At 61.0% G+C, this 16,335-nt stretch carries 15 protein-coding genes and 1 pseudogene; 8 read left to right on the forward strand and 8 right to left on the reverse strand.

Going from position 1 to position 16,335, the window contains the following annotated elements; genetic code table 11:
• Positions 1–416 precede the first annotated feature (416 nt).
• The 7 genes and pseudogenes from M5G20_RS08865 to M5G20_RS08895 form a co-directional block, all read right to left on the reverse strand.
• Positions 417–509, reverse strand: a pseudogene (locus M5G20_RS08865) (GNAT family N-acetyltransferase); the annotation flags it as partial.
• A 117-nt stretch (positions 510–626) separates the two neighbouring features.
• Positions 627–1,397 carry an electron transfer flavoprotein subunit beta gene (gene etfB, locus M5G20_RS08870; protein ID WP_273918827.1) on the reverse strand — a complete coding sequence of 257 codons (771 nt, stop codon included), beginning with the start codon at positions 1,395–1,397 and terminating at the stop codon, positions 627–629.
• A 15-nt stretch (positions 1,398–1,412) separates the two neighbouring features.
• The gene (gene etfA / locus M5G20_RS08875) at positions 1,413–2,633 is read right to left on the reverse strand and encodes an electron transfer flavoprotein subunit alpha (protein ID WP_273918828.1); all 1,221 of its coding nucleotides are present in this window, start codon (positions 2,631–2,633) and stop codon (positions 1,413–1,415) included.
• Positions 2,633–4,579 carry a dimethylglycine demethylation protein DgcB gene (gene dgcB / locus M5G20_RS08880; RefSeq protein ID WP_273918829.1) on the reverse strand — a complete coding sequence of 649 codons (1,947 nt, stop codon included), beginning with the start codon at positions 4,577–4,579 and terminating at the stop codon, positions 2,633–2,635. The genes etfA and dgcB overlap by 1 nt, the downstream gene beginning before the upstream one ends.
• A 209-nt stretch (positions 4,580–4,788) precedes the next feature.
• Positions 4,789–6,849 (reverse strand): dimethylglycine demethylation protein DgcA, encoded by a 2,061-nt coding sequence (dgcA, locus tag M5G20_RS08885; RefSeq protein ID WP_056853891.1) that lies wholly within the window; start codon positions 6,847–6,849, stop codon positions 4,789–4,791.
• 15 nt (positions 6,850–6,864) lie between these two features.
• The gene (locus tag M5G20_RS08890) at positions 6,865–7,395 is read right to left on the reverse strand and encodes a DUF5943 domain-containing protein (RefSeq protein WP_273918830.1); all 531 of its coding nucleotides are present in this window, start codon (positions 7,393–7,395) and stop codon (positions 6,865–6,867) included.
• Positions 7,396–7,473: 78 nt separating this feature from the next.
• Positions 7,474–8,451 (reverse strand): dipeptidase, encoded by a 978-nt coding sequence (locus M5G20_RS08895; RefSeq protein ID WP_273918831.1) that lies wholly within the window; start codon positions 8,449–8,451, stop codon positions 7,474–7,476.
• A gap of 221 nt (positions 8,452–8,672) precedes the next feature.
• On the opposite strand from M5G20_RS08895, the gene M5G20_RS08900 reads away from it, so the two are divergent.
• Entirely contained in the window at positions 8,673–9,074 is a 402-nt protein-coding gene (locus tag M5G20_RS08900) for a lysozyme inhibitor LprI family protein (RefSeq protein WP_273918833.1), read from the forward strand.
• A gap of 61 nt (positions 9,075–9,135) precedes the next feature.
• Positions 9,136–9,552 carry a DUF3010 family protein gene (locus M5G20_RS08905; RefSeq protein WP_273918834.1) on the forward strand — a complete coding sequence of 139 codons (417 nt, stop codon included), beginning with the start codon at positions 9,136–9,138 and terminating at the stop codon, positions 9,550–9,552.
• A gap of 130 nt (positions 9,553–9,682) precedes the next feature.
• Here M5G20_RS08905 and M5G20_RS08910 read toward each other — a convergent pair whose 3' ends face one another.
• Positions 9,683–10,627 (reverse strand): GlxA family transcriptional regulator, encoded by a 945-nt coding sequence (locus tag M5G20_RS08910; protein WP_273918835.1) that lies wholly within the window; start codon positions 10,625–10,627, stop codon positions 9,683–9,685.
• A 209-nt stretch (positions 10,628–10,836) separates the two neighbouring features.
• On the opposite strand from M5G20_RS08910, the gene M5G20_RS08915 reads away from it, so the two are divergent.
• The 6 genes from M5G20_RS08915 to M5G20_RS08940 all read left to right on the forward strand — a co-directional run bounded on the left by M5G20_RS08915 (position 10,837) and on the right by M5G20_RS08940 (position 16,301).
• Positions 10,837–11,781: a choline ABC transporter substrate-binding protein gene (locus tag M5G20_RS08915; RefSeq protein WP_273918836.1), complete on the forward strand. Its 945-nt coding sequence runs from the start codon at positions 10,837–10,839 to the stop codon at positions 11,779–11,781.
• A gap of 86 nt (positions 11,782–11,867) precedes the next feature.
• Positions 11,868–12,755: a 3-keto-5-aminohexanoate cleavage protein gene (locus M5G20_RS08920; protein WP_150734227.1), complete on the forward strand. Its 888-nt coding sequence runs from the start codon at positions 11,868–11,870 to the stop codon at positions 12,753–12,755.
• Between the two features lie 143 nt (positions 12,756–12,898).
• Positions 12,899–13,864 (forward strand): L-carnitine dehydrogenase, encoded by a 966-nt coding sequence (locus M5G20_RS08925; protein ID WP_273918839.1) that lies wholly within the window; start codon positions 12,899–12,901, stop codon positions 13,862–13,864.
• Positions 13,865–13,994: 130 nt separating this feature from the next.
• Positions 13,995–14,471, forward strand: a complete 477-nt coding sequence (locus tag M5G20_RS08930; protein ID WP_273918840.1) for a thioesterase family protein — start codon at positions 13,995–13,997, stop codon at positions 14,469–14,471.
• Between the two features lie 14 nt (positions 14,472–14,485).
• The gene (locus M5G20_RS08935) at positions 14,486–15,649 is read left to right on the forward strand and encodes a gamma-butyrobetaine dioxygenase (protein WP_273918842.1); all 1,164 of its coding nucleotides are present in this window, start codon (positions 14,486–14,488) and stop codon (positions 15,647–15,649) included.
• 388 nt (positions 15,650–16,037) lie between these two features.
• Positions 16,038–16,301, forward strand: a complete 264-nt coding sequence (locus tag M5G20_RS08940) for a hypothetical protein (RefSeq protein WP_273918844.1) — start codon at positions 16,038–16,040, stop codon at positions 16,299–16,301.
• Positions 16,302–16,335: the final 34 nt, after the last annotated feature.

The raw sequence follows: 16,335 nt of genomic DNA on the forward strand, positions 1-16,335 counted from the left end.
CAAGTTATCCACACCTCCACCCACAGCAATTGGGGACAACTGTGGAAATGCTGAAAAACTTCTCCACAGAAAGCCTGGAAAATCCGTGACTTATCGAGAATCAACGTTTCCCACAGCAACTGATCATTAATTGATCAAACCGCTACAGATCACGAATTCAGCGGCTTTCAGAGGATCGCAAACACCTTATCCACAGAAGCGCCAACAGACTTTGGGTACAACTTCCGGGTCCCTGTGGAAAACCGCTGAAAGCCGCGTAGTTTCTGCATTTGCAGGATGTGAAACAGAGAAAACGGCGATTCGATCGTTTTTTGACCAATCAACTGAAAGTCACGAGTTATAAGGCCTGCAGCGGTAAGCAAACATCTTATCCACAGAAGCGCCAACAGAGTTTGTGGAGAACCAGGCTGGCTTTAAATGTAGTCTGCCGCGCCTTCTGATGAAATCTGAAACAAGCGAGCAATCTCCCGCGCATCCGCGCGCAAGGCCGAACGAAATTCAACAGTCATTAATTTTTCTTTGTGGGAGCGAGCCTGCACGCGAAGGCGGCGGCTCAGGCGACATCAGCGTTGAATGTCGGTCCGCTTTCGCGAGCAGGCTCGCTTGGATCAGTACCGGTTATCAGGTCAGCGGACGACGCCTTCTTCGATCAGCAGCTTGAGAATCGCCTCAGCCCCCGCTTGTGCCGTCACGCCCTTGAGCACTTGCCCACCGCCACCGCTGGCCTTCGCCGTCGCGGCTTTCATGCGATCGGCACCGCTCTTGGCCTTGATCACCTTCAAACGTTTTGGCCGAGGCTTGGCTGGTTGCAAGGTTGCGACCACCAACAGCTCGTCGTCGACGACTTCCACGTCCTCGGCCTGCAACACCCCGCGCCGGGCAGGGCCATAAGCACTCTGCCGAGGCTTCGGGGCGGCGTTATCCACAGTCGCCAAAAACGGCAGACGTACTTTCAGGCGACGCCGCTGACCACGTGGCAACGCTTGCAGCACCAACGCCGAACCGCCGTCGATGGACTCGACCTGCGCCAGCCCCACCACCAGCGGCCAGCCCAGGCTTTCGGCCAGCAGGAACGGCAACATGCCCGAACCTTCGCCGGTTTCCGCCTGGCTGCCGGTCAACACCACCTGCGCCCCGGCCTCACGCAAATAGTCGGTCAACGCCGGTAGCGCATCGGCGCCTTCGGGTTGTTCCAGCACATGCAGTTGCTCCAGCCCCATGCCCAGGTAAGCGCGCAATGCAGGCTCGGCGATGTCACCGGCATGCAGCACCTGCAAGTTATCCCCAGCCAGTTGCAGACCGAGTTCCACCGCCCGCGCATCCTGCTCCGCGCGGCGGGGCCGACCGGAAGTCGGGTGGGCGCCGATGGACACCAGGCTGATGATTTTCGTGCTCATAACCCTTTCCTTCCCTTAAGCCGCATCGCGCTTGGCGTCGTTGCGGTAGGCCTCTACCGCCGCGATCAAGGCTTGAAGAATCTCGGCGCTCTCGCCGATCACCGACAGGTCGGCCCGTTTGATCATGTCGCAGCCAGGATCAAGGTTGATAGCCACCACCTTGTCGCAGGCACCGATGCCTTGCAGATGCTGGATCGCCCCGGAAATCCCCACCGCCACGTAGACCCGCGCGGTGACCCAGGTGCCGGATGCTCCGACCTGACGGTCGCGAGCCATGAAGCCGTCGTCCACCGCCACCCGCGATGCACCTTCGGTCGCGCCGAGGGCTTGGGCGGTCCTGTGGAAAAGTCCCCAGTCCTTGACCCCGTTGCCGCCGGAGAAGATGAACTCGGCTTCGGCCATTGGAATTGCCGCCGGGTCCACCGCCACCGCGCCCAGATCCTCAATGCGCGACAAGCTGCGCGCGACGGTTGTGGATAACTCGACCGGCAAGGCTTCGTGACGGGTTTCACTGACCGGTTCGGCGCACTCGACAGCGGCCAGAATCAACCGCGCAAGCGGGCGGGCCAGGTCTTGCAAACCCGCACCAGCACGGCCGATGCATTCCTGATCCTTGACCTGCCAGACCCGGGTGGCCGGGCGTTCGCCCAGGGCCGCAGCGAAGCGCCGCCCCAGTTCCCCGCCGCCGCTGCGGCTGTCCGGCAGCAACCAGTGACGCGGATTGAACTGGTTATCCACAGCCCGCAGCCCCTGGACCCGTTGCTCCGGTGCATAACCGCTGAATGCTTCGCCTTCGAGCACCAGCAGGCGATCGACGCCTGCGGTCGTAAACGCGTTTTCCTTGTGTTCGCCGAAGACCACGGCCAGCACGGCGCCGTCCTTGCCGGCCAACTGATGGGCCAGGCCCAACAGGTCGCGGTCGTGGCTGCCCAAGCGGCCACCGACCATGTCCGGCACCACGCAGATGTAGAACGCGGGCTGGGTCACCTGATGCAACGGCAATTGCACTTCAACGGCGGCCGAGCGTTTGCTCGTCCCGCCCTGTTGAGCGCCACTACGGTCAATGCGCTTGATGCCGTTGGGACCGATAAAACCCATCCCATGGGGATTCTTGCGGATGACGCCATTGGGTCCCATCCAGCTGTGCTGCGCCGGCTGCATGGCCGCGTGCAGCGGATGCAGTCGGTTACGGGCAATCCATTCGGCGCGGGGGTCGCGGCGGATAATGTCGCTCATCAGTGCACCTCCGCAGGTTCACGTTTGGCCGGCGCGGCGGGCTTTGCCGCGTCGTCTTCCAGCAGCGCATCGGCCACCAGTTCGGCGATGTCCTTGATCAGCGGCCGGGGTTCGACCACGCCTTCGAGCATCGCCGTGCACTGTGGACAACCCACGGCCACCAGTTCGGCGCCGGTCTCGCGGATGTCTTCCATGCGCATATCGGGAATTCGTTGTTTGCCCGGGATGTCGGTGATTGGCGCACCGCCGCCACCGCCGCAGCAGCGCGAGCGGAAACCGGACCGTTGCATCTCTTTGACTTCAATCCCGAGGGCACGCAGGACCTGACGCGGCGCCTCGTATTCGCCGTTGTAGCGGCCGAGGTAGCACGGGTCGTGATAGGTCACGCTGTCGCCTTTGTGCTGACCGAGGTTGAGCGCACCAGCCTGAAGGATTTCCGCCATGTAGGTGCTGTGGTGCTGCACCAGGTAGTTGCCGTCGAACGCGCCGTACTCGTTTTTCAGCACGTGGAAGCTGTGCGGGTCGCAAGTGACGATGCGGTTGAAACGGTATTTGGCCAGGGTCTGGATGTTGCGTTTGGCCAGCAACTGGAAGGTCGCTTCGTCGCCCAGCCGTCGGGCCACGTCACCGCTATCACGCTCTTCGAGGCCGAGCACCGCAAAGTCGATTTTTGCCGCTTTCAGCACTTTGACGAAGGCGCGCAGGGTGCGCTGGTTGCGCATGTCGAAAGCGCCGTCGCCGACCCAGAACAGCACGTCGGTGGATTTCTTCTCGCTGAGCAGATCGAGGTTCAGGTCCGCCGCCCAGTTCATCCGTCCGCCCGGTGCGAAACCGCCCGGGTTGTCGGTGGCGATCAGGTTTTCCAGGACTTCGGCACCCTTGTTCGGGGTCGCGCCTTTTTCCAGAGTCAGATGACGACGCATGTCGACGATGGCATCGACGTGCTCGATCATCATCGGGCATTCCTCGACGCAGGCGCGGCAGGTGGTGCACGACCACAGGGTTTCGGCGTCCACCAGCCCGTTGACGATCGGCTGATGCGGATTGCCGCTGTGCTCGCCAATCGGCTTGCCTGGATAGGGACTCCCGGCGAACTTCGCGTCGGTGCCACCGGCAAGGCCGACGACCATGTCCTGAATCAGTTTTTTCGGGTTCAGCGGCTGACCAGCGGCGAACGCAGGGCATGCTGCTTCGCATTTACCGCACTGCACGCAGGCGTCGAAACCGAGCAACTGGTTCCAGGTGAAATCCTTGGGTTTTTCCACGCCCAGCGGCGCGCTTGGGTCATTCAGGTCCAGCGGTTTCAAACCGGTGGAACGGCCGCCACCAAAACGCTCGGCGCGGCGGTGCCAGGCCAGGTGCAGGGCACCGGCGAAGGCGTGCTTCATCGGCCCGCCCCAGGTCATGCCGAAGAACAGTTCCGACACGCCCCACAGCACGCCAATGCCGAGGATCACCGCGACCAGCCAGCCACCGAAGTTTTCCGGAAGAATGCCCGCCACCGGCAGGGTCAGCAGGAAGAACGATGCCGAAAACGCCAGCAGGCTTTTCGGCAGGCGCATCCAAGGGCCTTTGGACAAACGGCTCGGCGGGTTGCGTCGACGCAGGTAAACGAAGATCGCGCCGACGAACATCACCGCCGACATCAACAGCAATGCATACCCGAGGATGCGGTTATGCAGGCCGAAACCATGCACCAGAATCGCCAGCACGATGGACGCCACCGCGCCGCCCGCCGTGGCGACGTGGGTGTTGGCGATGTATTTGTCCCGCGCCACCACATGGTGCAAGTCGACCATGTAACGCTTGGGCATGGCGAACAGGCCGCCGATCAGGTCGACCTTCGAGGCTCGGCCCCGGCGCCACATGGCCACCCGCCGCAACGCGCCGAGCACCGCAAGGCCCAGGGCAGCGAACAACAGGATTGGAAGAAGGGTGTTCAACATAGGTGTTGCTCCCAAAGACCGCAGGGTCGTGTGCGTGCCGGTAAGAGCAACGCACTACTTGTGGCGAGGGAGCTTGCTCCCGCTGGAGTGCGAAGCGCCCCCTAACCAGCCGCAGTTGCATACCTGATGCACCTCGACTGCACGTTTTGGGGCCGCTTCGCGGCCCAGCGGGAGCAAGCTCCCTCGCCACAGGTGATGGTGGTTATCCGTTAGAAATCCTTGCACAACCGCAGCGCGTCGTAGATCGCCGCGTGCACGTTACGCTGGGCCACGCAGTCGCCGATGCGGAACAGCAGATACCCGTCACCGCTCTGTTCCAGGCATGGCTGCGGCTTGATCGCAAACAAGGCTTCGACGTCGATCTGGCCCTTGTTGCGTGAGCCCTCCTTCATCGCGTAGTAGATTTCCTCGTCCGGACGCACGCCGTTTTCGATGACCACCTGGTCCACCACCCGCTCCTCTTTGGCGCCGGTGTATTCGTTCTCCAGCACCGCCACCAGCTTGTCGCCTTCGCGGTAGACCTTTTCCAGCATCATGTCGCCGGTCATGATCACTTCTTTCGGGTACATGCTGCGGTAGTAAGTCGGGAACGACGTACCGCCAATCGCCACGCCCGGTTTGATGTCGTCGGTGACGATCTCGACCTGGCTGCCCTTGTCGGCAATGAAGTCGGCGGTGGACATGCCGGTGAATTCGCAAATGGTGTCGTAGACCAGCACGTTCTTGCCCGGTGCCACCTTGCCATCGAGGATGTCCCAGCTGCTGACCACCAGGCCTTCAGCCGCGCCCCAGTGTTCGTTCTGCTCGATGAACGGATGACCGCCGACGGCCAGCACCACCACGTCCGGACGCAGGTCCATGATGGTGGGCGCATCCGCCGCTGTGCCCAGGCGCAGGTCGACTTTCAGACGTGCCAGCTCCAGCTGATACCAACGGGTGATACCGGCGATCTGGTCCCGCTGTGGCGCTTTCGAAGCGGTGGTGATTTGCCCGCCGATGAATTCTTTCTTCTCGAACAGGGTCACGTCGTGGCCACGTTCGGCAGCCACGCGAGCGGCTTCCATCCCGGCAGGACCGGCACCCACGACCACCACTTTGCGTTTCACGCCAGTGGTTTTCTCGATGATGTGCGGCAGGCCCATGTATTCACGGGAGGTCGCGGCGTTCTGGATGCACAGCACATCCAGGCCTTGATACTGACGGTCGATGCAGTAGTTGGCGCCGACGCACTGCTTGATCTGGTCGATCTGGCCCATCTTGATCTTGGCGATCAGGTGCGGGTCGGCAATGTGCGCGCGGGTCATGCCGACCATGTCGACGTAACCGCCTTCCAGAATACGGGTGGCCTGGTTCGGGTCCTTGATGTTCTGCGCATGCAGCACCGGAACCTTGACCACTTCCTTGATCCCGGCAGCCAGGTGCAGGAACGGCTCCGGCGGATAACTCATGTTCGGAATCACGTTGGCCAGGGTGTTGTGGGTGTCACAACCCGAGCCCACGACGCCGATGAAATCAAGCATGCCAGTGTCGTCGTAATACTTGGCGATCTGCTTCATGTCTTCATGGGACAGGCCATCCGGGTGGAACTCGTCACCGCAGATACGCATGCCCACGCAAAAATCGTCACCGACCTCGGCGCGCACGGCCTTCAACACTTCCAGGCCGAACTTCATCCGGCCTTCGAAGGTGCCGCCCCATTCATCGGTGCGTTTGTTGACCCGCGGGCTCCAGAACTGGTCGATCATGTGCTGGTGCACCGCCGACAGTTCGACGCCGTCCAGGCCACCGGCCTTGGCGCGGCGCGCGGCTTGCGCGTAGTTGCCGATCACCCGCCAGATTTCTTCCGGCTCGATGGTCTTGCAGGTGGCACGGTGCACCGGCTCACGCACGCCCGACGGCGACATCAGGGTCGGCCAGTTGAAGCCGTCCCAGCGCGAGCGACGGCCCATGTGGGTAATCTGGATCATGATCTTGGCGCCGTGCTTGTGCATGGCGTCGGCCAGATTCTGGAAATGCGGAATGATCCGGTCGGTGGACAGGTTCACCGAGCTCCACCATTCCTGCGGGCTGTCGATCGCCACGACGGACGAACCGCCGCAGATCGCCAGGCCGATCCCGCCCTTGGCCTTCTCTTCGTAATACTTGACGTACCGGTCGGTGGTCATGCCGCCGTCGGTCGCGTAGACCTCCGCGTGCGCGGTGCTGAGCACGCGGTTACGGATGGTCAGTTTGCCAATTTGAATTGGCTGGAACATTGCTTCGAAAGCCATGGCGGGTTCCTCGACTTACAACGGCTTGACGATGAACAAGCCGTCTTCGTGGCCCTCTTCGGAGCCACCGTAGACTTGCTCGGCCACGGTGCGGATCTGGCTGCCGCGAGCGGCGAGGATCTGATCCATGGCCCCTGCAAACCAGCCGGTGAACATGTAGTCGACCTTGCGCCCGACCTTGCCGTACACGTAGACGAATGCCGAGTGTTCGAGCTTGACGCTGGCGGTGCCTTGGTCGAGGTCGATGTCCTGGATCTTGAACAGGCCCCAGCCGCGTTGCGACAGGCGCTTCATGTAATGCTCGAACACCGCGACGCCTTCCAGGCCGTGGCATTCGGCTTCTTTTTCACACCAGTGCCAGGCGGACTTGTAGCCGGCTTTGTAGAGGATTTCGGCATAGGCTTCAGCGCCCAGCACTTCCTCGATGCCCATGTGATTGTTGACGAAGAAATGACGCGGCACGTACAGCATCGGCAGGGCGTCGGACGTCCAGACACCGGTCTCGCTGTCGACTTCGATAGGCAATTGCGGGGCGATCTTGGCCATGGAAACTTAACTCCAGAAAATTCGTTGTGTTGCCTGCGGCACGGACGGCCGCAGGAAAGGATTCAGAAGTGCGGCGGCTTATTCGCCCCAAACATCTTTCAAGACGTTGACCCAGTTCTCGCCCATGATCTTGCGCACCACGCGCTCGCTATGGCCGCGCTTGAGCAGGGTTTCAGTCAGGTTCGGGAACTCGCCGACGGTGCGGATGCCCAGCGGATTGATGATCTTGCCGAAGCTGGTCAGGCGGCGGGCATAGCCCTTGTCGTGGGTCAGGTATTCGAAGAAGTCCTGGCCGTGGCCCTGGGTAAAGTCGGTACCGATGCCGATGGCGTCTTCGCCGACGATGTTCATGGTGTATTCGATGGCTTCGGCGTAGTCATCGATGGTCGAATCGATGCCCTTGGTCAGGAACGGCGCGAACATGGTCACGCCGACGAAACCGCCGTGGTCGGCAATGAACTTCAGCTCTTCATCGGACTTGTTGCGCGGATGAATTTTCAGACCCGACGGCAGGCAGTGGGAATAGCAAACCGGTTTTTTCGACTCGAGGATGACTTCCTCGGAAGTTTTCGAACCCACGTGGGACAAGTCGCACATCACGCCAACGCGGTTCATCTCGGCAACGATTTCACGACCGAAGCCCGACAGGCCGCCGTCACGTTCGTAGCAACCGGTGCCGACCAGGTTCTGGGTGTTGTAGCACATCTGCACAATACCGACGCCGAGCTGCTTGAACACCTCGACATAGCCGATCTGGTCTTCAAAGGCGTGGGCATTCTGGAAGCCGAAGAGGATGCCGGTCTTGCCCTGTTCCTTGGCCTTGCGGATGTCGGCGGTGGTGCGCACCGGAATCACCAGGTCGCTGTTCTCGCGGATCAGTTTCTGGCTGGCAGCAATGTTGTTGACGGTGGCCTGGAAGCCTTCCCACACCGACACGGTGCAGTTGGCCGCGGTCAGACCACCCTTGCGCATGTCTTCGAACAGCTCACGGTTCCACTTGGCAATAATCAGCCCGTCGATAACGATGCTGTCGGCGTGCAATTCGGCTGGGCTCATCAGGCTGTCCCCTTATTAGCGATTCATGCGCCGAATCGTCTGCCGGCGCTTTGGGGCCAGCATATGCCTGAGGACCGGGGCGACCCGGTGCAAAAACGACAGGGGGTTTGCCGAAAGCGTCAATCTGCGACAAAGGGTCGTCGCCGGGCGTAATCAGCGCCCTGTTCAAGGCCCCGCGCTTGGGCCAGAATTCGCCGCATGACTAAATTTTGGGGCGAGTAATGAAATCGATCTTCCTGGTTTTGGCACTGATAGCGACGGGTGTACACGCGGCTGAAGAAGCCGACGACAACCCCTGCGACAAAGTCGAAAACGACATCCAGACCCTGGAATGCTCGGCCTTCAGCAAAACCACCGCCGAAGACCTGCTGAGCGAGAACTACAAGAGCCTGAACGAGCGCATGCAGTCGCTCTACGGCAAGAACCCGTCGCAACTGGCCGACATCAGCGCAAAAATCAAAGCCGCCCAACAACAATGGCTGAAAACCCGCGACGCCGACTGCGCCATCGAAGCCTTCCCGGCCACCACTGGCAGCAAGGCATTCACCATTGCGCAGAATGATTGCGTGGCGCGGATGAGTGATGAACGGTCGGAGTTTTTGGAGTCGATTGGGCAGGAGTGATGCAATCGCCGGCCATCCTGCGATGTAAGCTGCACGCCATCAGCCAGTTAAGGGATTCAACATGAAAGTCTGCGGCATCGAAATCAAAGGCAGCGAAGCAATCATCGCCGTGGCGTCCCTCGACGCTACGAACCTGAGTCACGTTGCGCTCAACACCAAGAAAATCGCCCTCGACGATGATGACGAAGCCGCCAACGTCAAAGTGTTCGCGGCGCAGGTTGCATCATTTGTGCGCGAGAATTCGATCGATCGCATTGCGATCAAGAAGCGCAGCAAGAAAGGCGAGTTTGCCGGTGGGCCCACCACGTTCAAGATCGAAGGGATTTTCCAGTTGCTGGAGAATTGCGAAGTGACGTTGTTGTCGCCGCAGACGATTAATGCCCAGGCCAAGAAACACAATGTCGAACTGCCGGAAACGCTGAACAAGTATCAGCATGAGGCCTACAAGGCGGCGTGTTCGGCGCTTTGGAAGAAGTAACAGGTCTTTCTGACAGAACAAACTAACTGTGGGTGCCAGCCTGCTGGCGATGGCGGTGCATCAGTCGATATTCATGTGTCTGACATACCGCTATCGCCAGCAGGCTGGCTCCCACAGGGTTTTCGGGTGTTCATGCTTTCACGGTACGCCGGTCTTCCCTCGGGCACCGCTCAAACTTCGCCCGATAGCTGCGGGTGAAATACGACGGCGATTCAAATCCGCAGGCGATGCTCACTTCCAGCACGCTCATGTCCGTTTGCCGCAGCAACTGCCGGGCCTTTTCCAGCCTTAATCGCAGATAGAAATTGCTCGGTGTGTCGTTGAGATGCAGGCGAAACAGCCGTTCGAGCTGACGCCGGGTGACCTTGATCGATTCCGCCAATTCCAGCGTGGTCAATGGCGGTTCGCTGTGCTGCTCCATCTCGCCGATCACGTGCACCAACTTTTTGTTACTGATGCCATAACGCGTGGCGACTTCCATGCGCTGGTGGTCTTTGCGCGGGCGGATGCGGCCGAGCACGAATTGTTCGCTGACCTGGATCGCCAGTTCCGGGCCGTGGGCCTGGGCGATCAGATCCAGCATTAAATCAATGGATGCCGTGCCGCCGGCAGAGGTGATGCGCCGACGGTCAATCTCGAACAACTCCTGGGTGACGCTGAGCTGCGGATAGGACTCTTTGAAGGCGTCGATGGCTTCCCAGTGCAGGGTCAGGCGATGACCCTCGAGCAGGCCCGCTTCGGCGAGGATGAAGCTGCCGGTGTCGATGGCGCCCAGGGTCACGCCTTCGTTGTCCAGCCGCCGTAGCCAGTGCTCCAGCGCAGGCGTGGCGAACTTCAGCGGTTCGAAACCGGCGACCACCAGCAAGGTCGCACCTTTCTTCAGCGGTTCCAGTGCTGCATCGGCGTTGACCGACATGCCGTTACTGGCCAGCACCGCCCCGCCGTCCGCGCTCAGCACATGCCAGCGATACAGCTCGCCGCGAAAGCGATTGGCCACCCGCAACGGCTCGATGGCCGAGATAAACCCAATGGCCGAAAAACCCGGCATCAACAAGAAATAGAAATCCTGGGACATGGAGCGCACTCGATTGGCGTGTAACGAGAGGGCGGGTAGCGTGAGGACGTTGATACGCCACTTGCCGCAGGCATTCAAGAGGGCAGGTCGCTGCAGTGCAAGAGCTGGTCGCCGCAGTGCGCTTTCATCGGCGCTTGGCTGCGTAACTTGGCATCACCGGCGCATCAGACGCCGGGACCCACAATAACGAACTGCCGAGGAACCTGAGAATGAAACGACTGATCAGCAGCTGTGTTCTTGCACTCAGTGGTACCGCGTTACTGAGCGCCAGCGTCATGGCCGCCGAACCCGCCTCTTGCCAGAATGTGCGCATGGGCGTGGTGAACTGGACCGACGTGATCGCCACCAGCGCGATGACCCAGGTATTGCTCGATGGCCTCGGCTACAACACCAAACAAACCAGCGCCTCCCAGCAAATCATCTTCGCCGGGATCCGCGATCAGCGCCTGGACCTGTTCCTGGGTTACTGGAACCCGCTGATGACCCAGACCATCACCCCGTTCGTCGACGCCAACCAGGTCAAGGTGCTTGAAGCACCCAACCTGAAAGATGCCCGCGCCACCCTCGCCGTTCCGACCTACCTCGCCGACAAGGGCCTGAAAACCTTCGCCGACATCGCCAGGTTCGAAAAAGAACTGGGCGGCAAGATTTACGGCATCGAGCCTGGCTCGGGCGCCAACACCCAGATCAAGGCGATGATCAGCAAAAACCAGTTCGGCCTCGGCAAGTTCCAGCTGGTCGAGTCCAGCGAGGCCGGCATGCTCGCCGCCGTGGACCGCGCTGTGCGCCGCAAGGAAGCCGTGGTGTTCTTCGGCTGGGCACCGCATCCGATGAACGTCAACGTGCAGATGACCTACCTGACTGGCAGCGAAGACGCCCTCGGCCCGAACGAAGGCATGGCGACCGTCTGGACCGTCACCGCGCCGAAGTACGCCGAGCAATGCCCGAACATCGGCCGTCTGCTGAGCAACCTGACGTTCACCGCCGAAGACGAGAGCCGGATGATGCAGCCGCTGCTGGATCACAAGGACGCTTTCGAATCGGCCAGGCAATGGCTGAAAGATCACCCGCAAGACAAGCAGCGTTGGCTTGAAGGTGTGACCACCTTTGATGGCAAACCGGCAGCTGAAAATCTGAAACTGACCAGTAAATAACCCGCTCTTTTTTTCTGAACCGAACCACCGATTCGCAGCCCGAGCGGGCTGCGAACGGCACCACTACGCCTGTAAGGAACCGCCTCATGAACCACGACGTCATCATCACCTGCGCACTCACCGGTGCTGGCGACACGACCGCCAAGAGCCCACACGTGCCGGTCACCCCGAAACAAATCGCCGCTGCCGCCGTGGAAGCCGCCAAGGCCGGTGCCACCGTGGTGCACTGCCACGTTCGCGACCCGCAAACCGGCAAGTTCAGCCGTGACGTGGCGTTGTATCGCGAAGTGATGGAGCGCATCCGCGAAGCCGACGTCGACATCATCGTCAACCTGACGGCGGGCATGGGCGGTGACCTGGAAATCGGTGCCGGCGAGAACCCGATGGAATTCGGCCCGAACACTGACCTGGTCGGCCCGCTGACCCGTCTGGCCCACGTTGAAGAACTGCTGCCGGAAATCTGCACCCTCGATTGCGGCACCCTGAACTTCGGCGACGGCGACACCATTTACGTGTCCACCCCGGCCCAGCTGCGCGCTGGCGCCAAACGCATTCAAGAGCTGGGCGTGAAAGCCGAGCTGGAAATCTTCGACACCGGTCACCTGTGGTTCGCCAAGCAGATGATCAAGGAAGGCCTGCTCGACAACCCGCTGTTCCAGCTGTGCCTGGGCATCCCGTGGGGCGCTCCGGCGGACACCACCACCATGAAAGCCATGGTCGACAACCTGCCTGCAGACGCCGTCTGGGCCGGTTTCGGCATCGGCCGCATGCAAATGCCGATGGCAGCGCAAGCGGTGCTGCTGGGCGGCAACGTGCGCGTCGGCCTGGAAGACAACCTGTGGCTGGACAAAGGCGTACTGGCGACCAACGGCCAACTGGTCGAGCGCGCTGGCGAAATCCTCAGCCGCCTCGGTGCCCGCGTGCTGACCCCGGCAGAAGGTCGCAAAAAAATGGGCCTGACCCAGCGCGGTTAACCCCTCCACTCTTTTCCCCCTGTGGGAGCGAGCCTGCTCGCGAAGGCGGCGTGAGTAACGCAAGAGATCGGTCGGGTGTACCGGCCTCTTCGCGAGCAGGCTCGCTCCCACAGTTTTTTTTGAGCCAGATTCAGGAAGTTGCCATGACCTTCATCACCGAAATCAAAACCTTCGCCGCGCTGGGCAGCGGTGTCATCGGCAGTGGCTGGGTGGCCCGCGCCCTCGCCCACGGCCTCGACGTGGTGGCCTGGGACCCGGCGCCCGGTGCCGAAGCCGCGCTGCGCAAACGTGTCGCCAATGCCTGGGGCGCGCTGGAGAAACAGGGCCTGGCACCCGGCGCCTCGCAGGATCGCCTGCGCTTTGTCGCGACCATCGAAGAATGCGTGCGCGACGCCGACTTCATCCAGGAAAGTGCCCCGGAACGCCTGGAGCTGAAACTGGATCTGCACAGTAAAATCAGCGCTGCTGCCAAGCCCAATGCCCTGATCGGGTCCAGTACGTCCGGCCTGTTGCCCAGCGAGTTCTACGAGAGCTCGACCCACCCGGAACGCTGCGTGGTCGGTCACCCGTTCAACCCGGTTTACCTGTTGCCGCTGGTGGAAGTGGTCGGCGGCAAAAACACCGCGCCCGAAGCGGTGCAAGCGGCGATGAACGTCTACGAGTCACTTGGCATGCGCCCGCTGCATGTGCGCAAGGAAGTTCCGGGGTTCATCGCCGACCGCTTGCTCGAAGCGCTGTGGCGTGAGGCGCTGCATCTGGTCAACGACGGTGTGGCGACCACGGGTGAAATCGATGACGCGATCCGTTTTGGCGCCGGCCTGCGCTGGTCGTTCATGGGCACGTTCCTGACCTACACCCTCGCCGGCGGCGATGCCGGCATGCGCCACTTCATGGCGCAGTTTGGTCCGGCGTTGCAGTTGCCGTGGACCTATCTGCCGGCGCCGGAATTGACCGACAAGCTGATCGACGACGTGGTGGATGGCACCAGCGATCAATTGGGCAAACACAGCATTTCGGCGCTGGAGCGCTATCGTGATGACTGCCTGCTCGCGGTGCTTGAGGCGGTGAAGACCACCAAAGAGAAGCATGGGATGGCATTTGCCGAATAAGCACCACCGCTCTCTGTAGGAGCCGGCTTGCTGGCGATCGAGGTGACGCGGTGCATCAGGTGTACCGCGTTATCGTTTATCGCCAGCAAGCCGGCTCCTACAGGTTTTGCTGACTTGAGGATTTGATGACATGCCCACCCTCACCACCTACCAAACCAGAATCATCCCCGACTGGGTCGACTACAACGGCCACCTGCGCGACGCCTTTTACCTGCTGATCTTCAGCTACGCCACCGACGCCCTGATGGATCGCCTCGGCATGGACAGCAACAACCGCGAAGCCAGTGGCAATTCGCTGTTTACCCTGGAACTGCACCTCAATTACCTGCACGAAGTGAAGCTCGACGCCGACGTCGAAGTGCGTACCCAGATCATCGCCCACGACAGCAAACGCCTGCACCTCTACCACAGCCTGCATCTGGTCGGTGGCGACAAGGAACTGGCGGGCAACGAACAGATGCTGCTGCATGTGGATCTGGCCGGTCCTCGCGCCACGCCGTTCAGCGAGCAAACCCTGGGCAAGCTGCAAGCCATCGTCGCCGAACAGACCGACCTGCCCACCCCCGCCTACATCGGCCGGGTGATCGCGCTACCACCCAAAAAATAACAAGGAGATCGCCATTGAACACCGCCGCCGCTTTTGCCGACTTCCGTACTTATCCGTTGATCAGCGCGCTGGCAGGCGTGCAGGTCATGGCGGATCGGGTTCTGGTGAAGTGGGCCGACCATCGCACCAGCCCCTTCCATCACTCATGGCTACGGGACAACTGCCCGTGCCCGCAGTGCGTCTATACGGTGACGCGCGAGCAGGTGCTGGAAATTGTCGACGTGCCGGACAATCTGCTGCCGACCGAAACCACGGTCGACGTTGAAGGTTGCCTGAGCGTGCAATGGCAGGACGGCCACCTCAGCCGCTTCGACCCAGGCTGGCTGAGGGCGCATGCCTACGACGACGAGTCCCGCGCCGAGCGCTTGGCAGGCAAGCCGAAAGCCAGGCTTTGGCACAGTGATTTGCAGTTGCCGGTGTTTGAATACCAGGCACTGATGAACGACAACGACGCCTTGCTGCAATGGCTGCTGGCGGTGCGTGATATCGGCCTGACCCAGGTCCGCGGCGTGCCGACTGAACCCGGCTCCCTGAAGCTGATCGCCCAGCGGATTTCCTTCATCCGCGAGAGCAATTTCGGCGTGCTGTTTAACGTGCAATCCAAGGCCGACGCCGACAGCAATGCCTACACCGCCTTCAACCTGCCACTGCACAGCGATCTGCCGACCCGGGAGTTGCAACCAGGGCTGCAATTTCTGCATTGCCTGGTCAACGATGCCGAGGGTGGCGAAAGTATTTTTGTCGACGGTTTCGCCATTGCCGATGCGCTGCGCTGCGAGGACCCGGAGTCCTTCAATAGCCTTTGCCAGATCCCCGTGGAGTTTCGCAACAAGGACCGTCACAGCGACTACCGTTGCCTGGCGCCGATCATCGCCTTGAATGCGCTGGGGCAGGTGTCTGAAATCCGTATGGCGAACTTTCTGCGCGGCCCATTCGATACCTCGGTGGAGCAGATGCCCAAGCTCTATCGCGCTTACCGTCGCTTCATTGCGATGACCCGCGAGCCCCGGTTCAGGCTGATGCAGCGGCTCAATCCCGGCGAGCTGTGGTGCTTCGACAACCGCCGCACTCTGCATGCGCGCAATGCGTTTGATCCCGCCACCGGGGCGCGGCATTTCCAGGGGTGTTATGTCGATCGGGATGAGTTGTTGTCGCGCATTCTCGTGTTGCAACGCTAGACCGCGTCATCGTTCTTCGCGAGCAGGCTCGCTCCCACATTCGATCGCATTCCTCTGAAAGAAATCGGTCAACTGTGGGAGCGAGCCTGCTCGCGATAGCGTCCGAACTGACAACACAAGCCTCTGGACTCACAGACAAAAAAAACCCCGATCAAGCCGTGACAAGATCGGAGCTGAGGAGGGTACTGTTGAGGAGCTGCCGTGCGAGGGTGACCAAACCTTCGTGAAGCGAGCTGAATCCAGTGTGCCGACTCTCTTCACCGGCAAATTACCCGAAAACGACCTGTTCTTAGTCATTGCGGCCATTGCGACAAATCGTCCTTGCCGCCACCCCGTCCCCCCACCAGAATCGACTCAAGACACCGTTCCCAGAAGAAGGATTTGCGTGATGATGTACGCCGATTTGATTGACCAGGAAGACCTGTTGGGCCAACTGAAAGCGTTGGGATTTCAAGTGCCGAGCGGCGCCACGGCCGAGCAGGCTTGCGAATGTGCGGTGCGGGGACTGGACGATGCCCGGGCGTATGAACTTCGCAAGATGGTCAAGGAGATGTACACCAGTAGCGCGACAATCCTGCCGGCTGTGCGCCAGGCAATCGACAAGCAGTTGCTACCGGCGTTGGCGGAGTATCAGCAGAGCCGTAGCGCCTGAGGGTCAAGGTGTAACAACTTTGTGGCGAGGGAGC

The organism is Pseudomonas sp. TNT2022 ID1044 (assembly GCF_028656895.1).
GTDB lineage: Bacteria > Pseudomonadota > Gammaproteobacteria > Pseudomonadales > Pseudomonadaceae > Aquipseudomonas > Aquipseudomonas reinekei.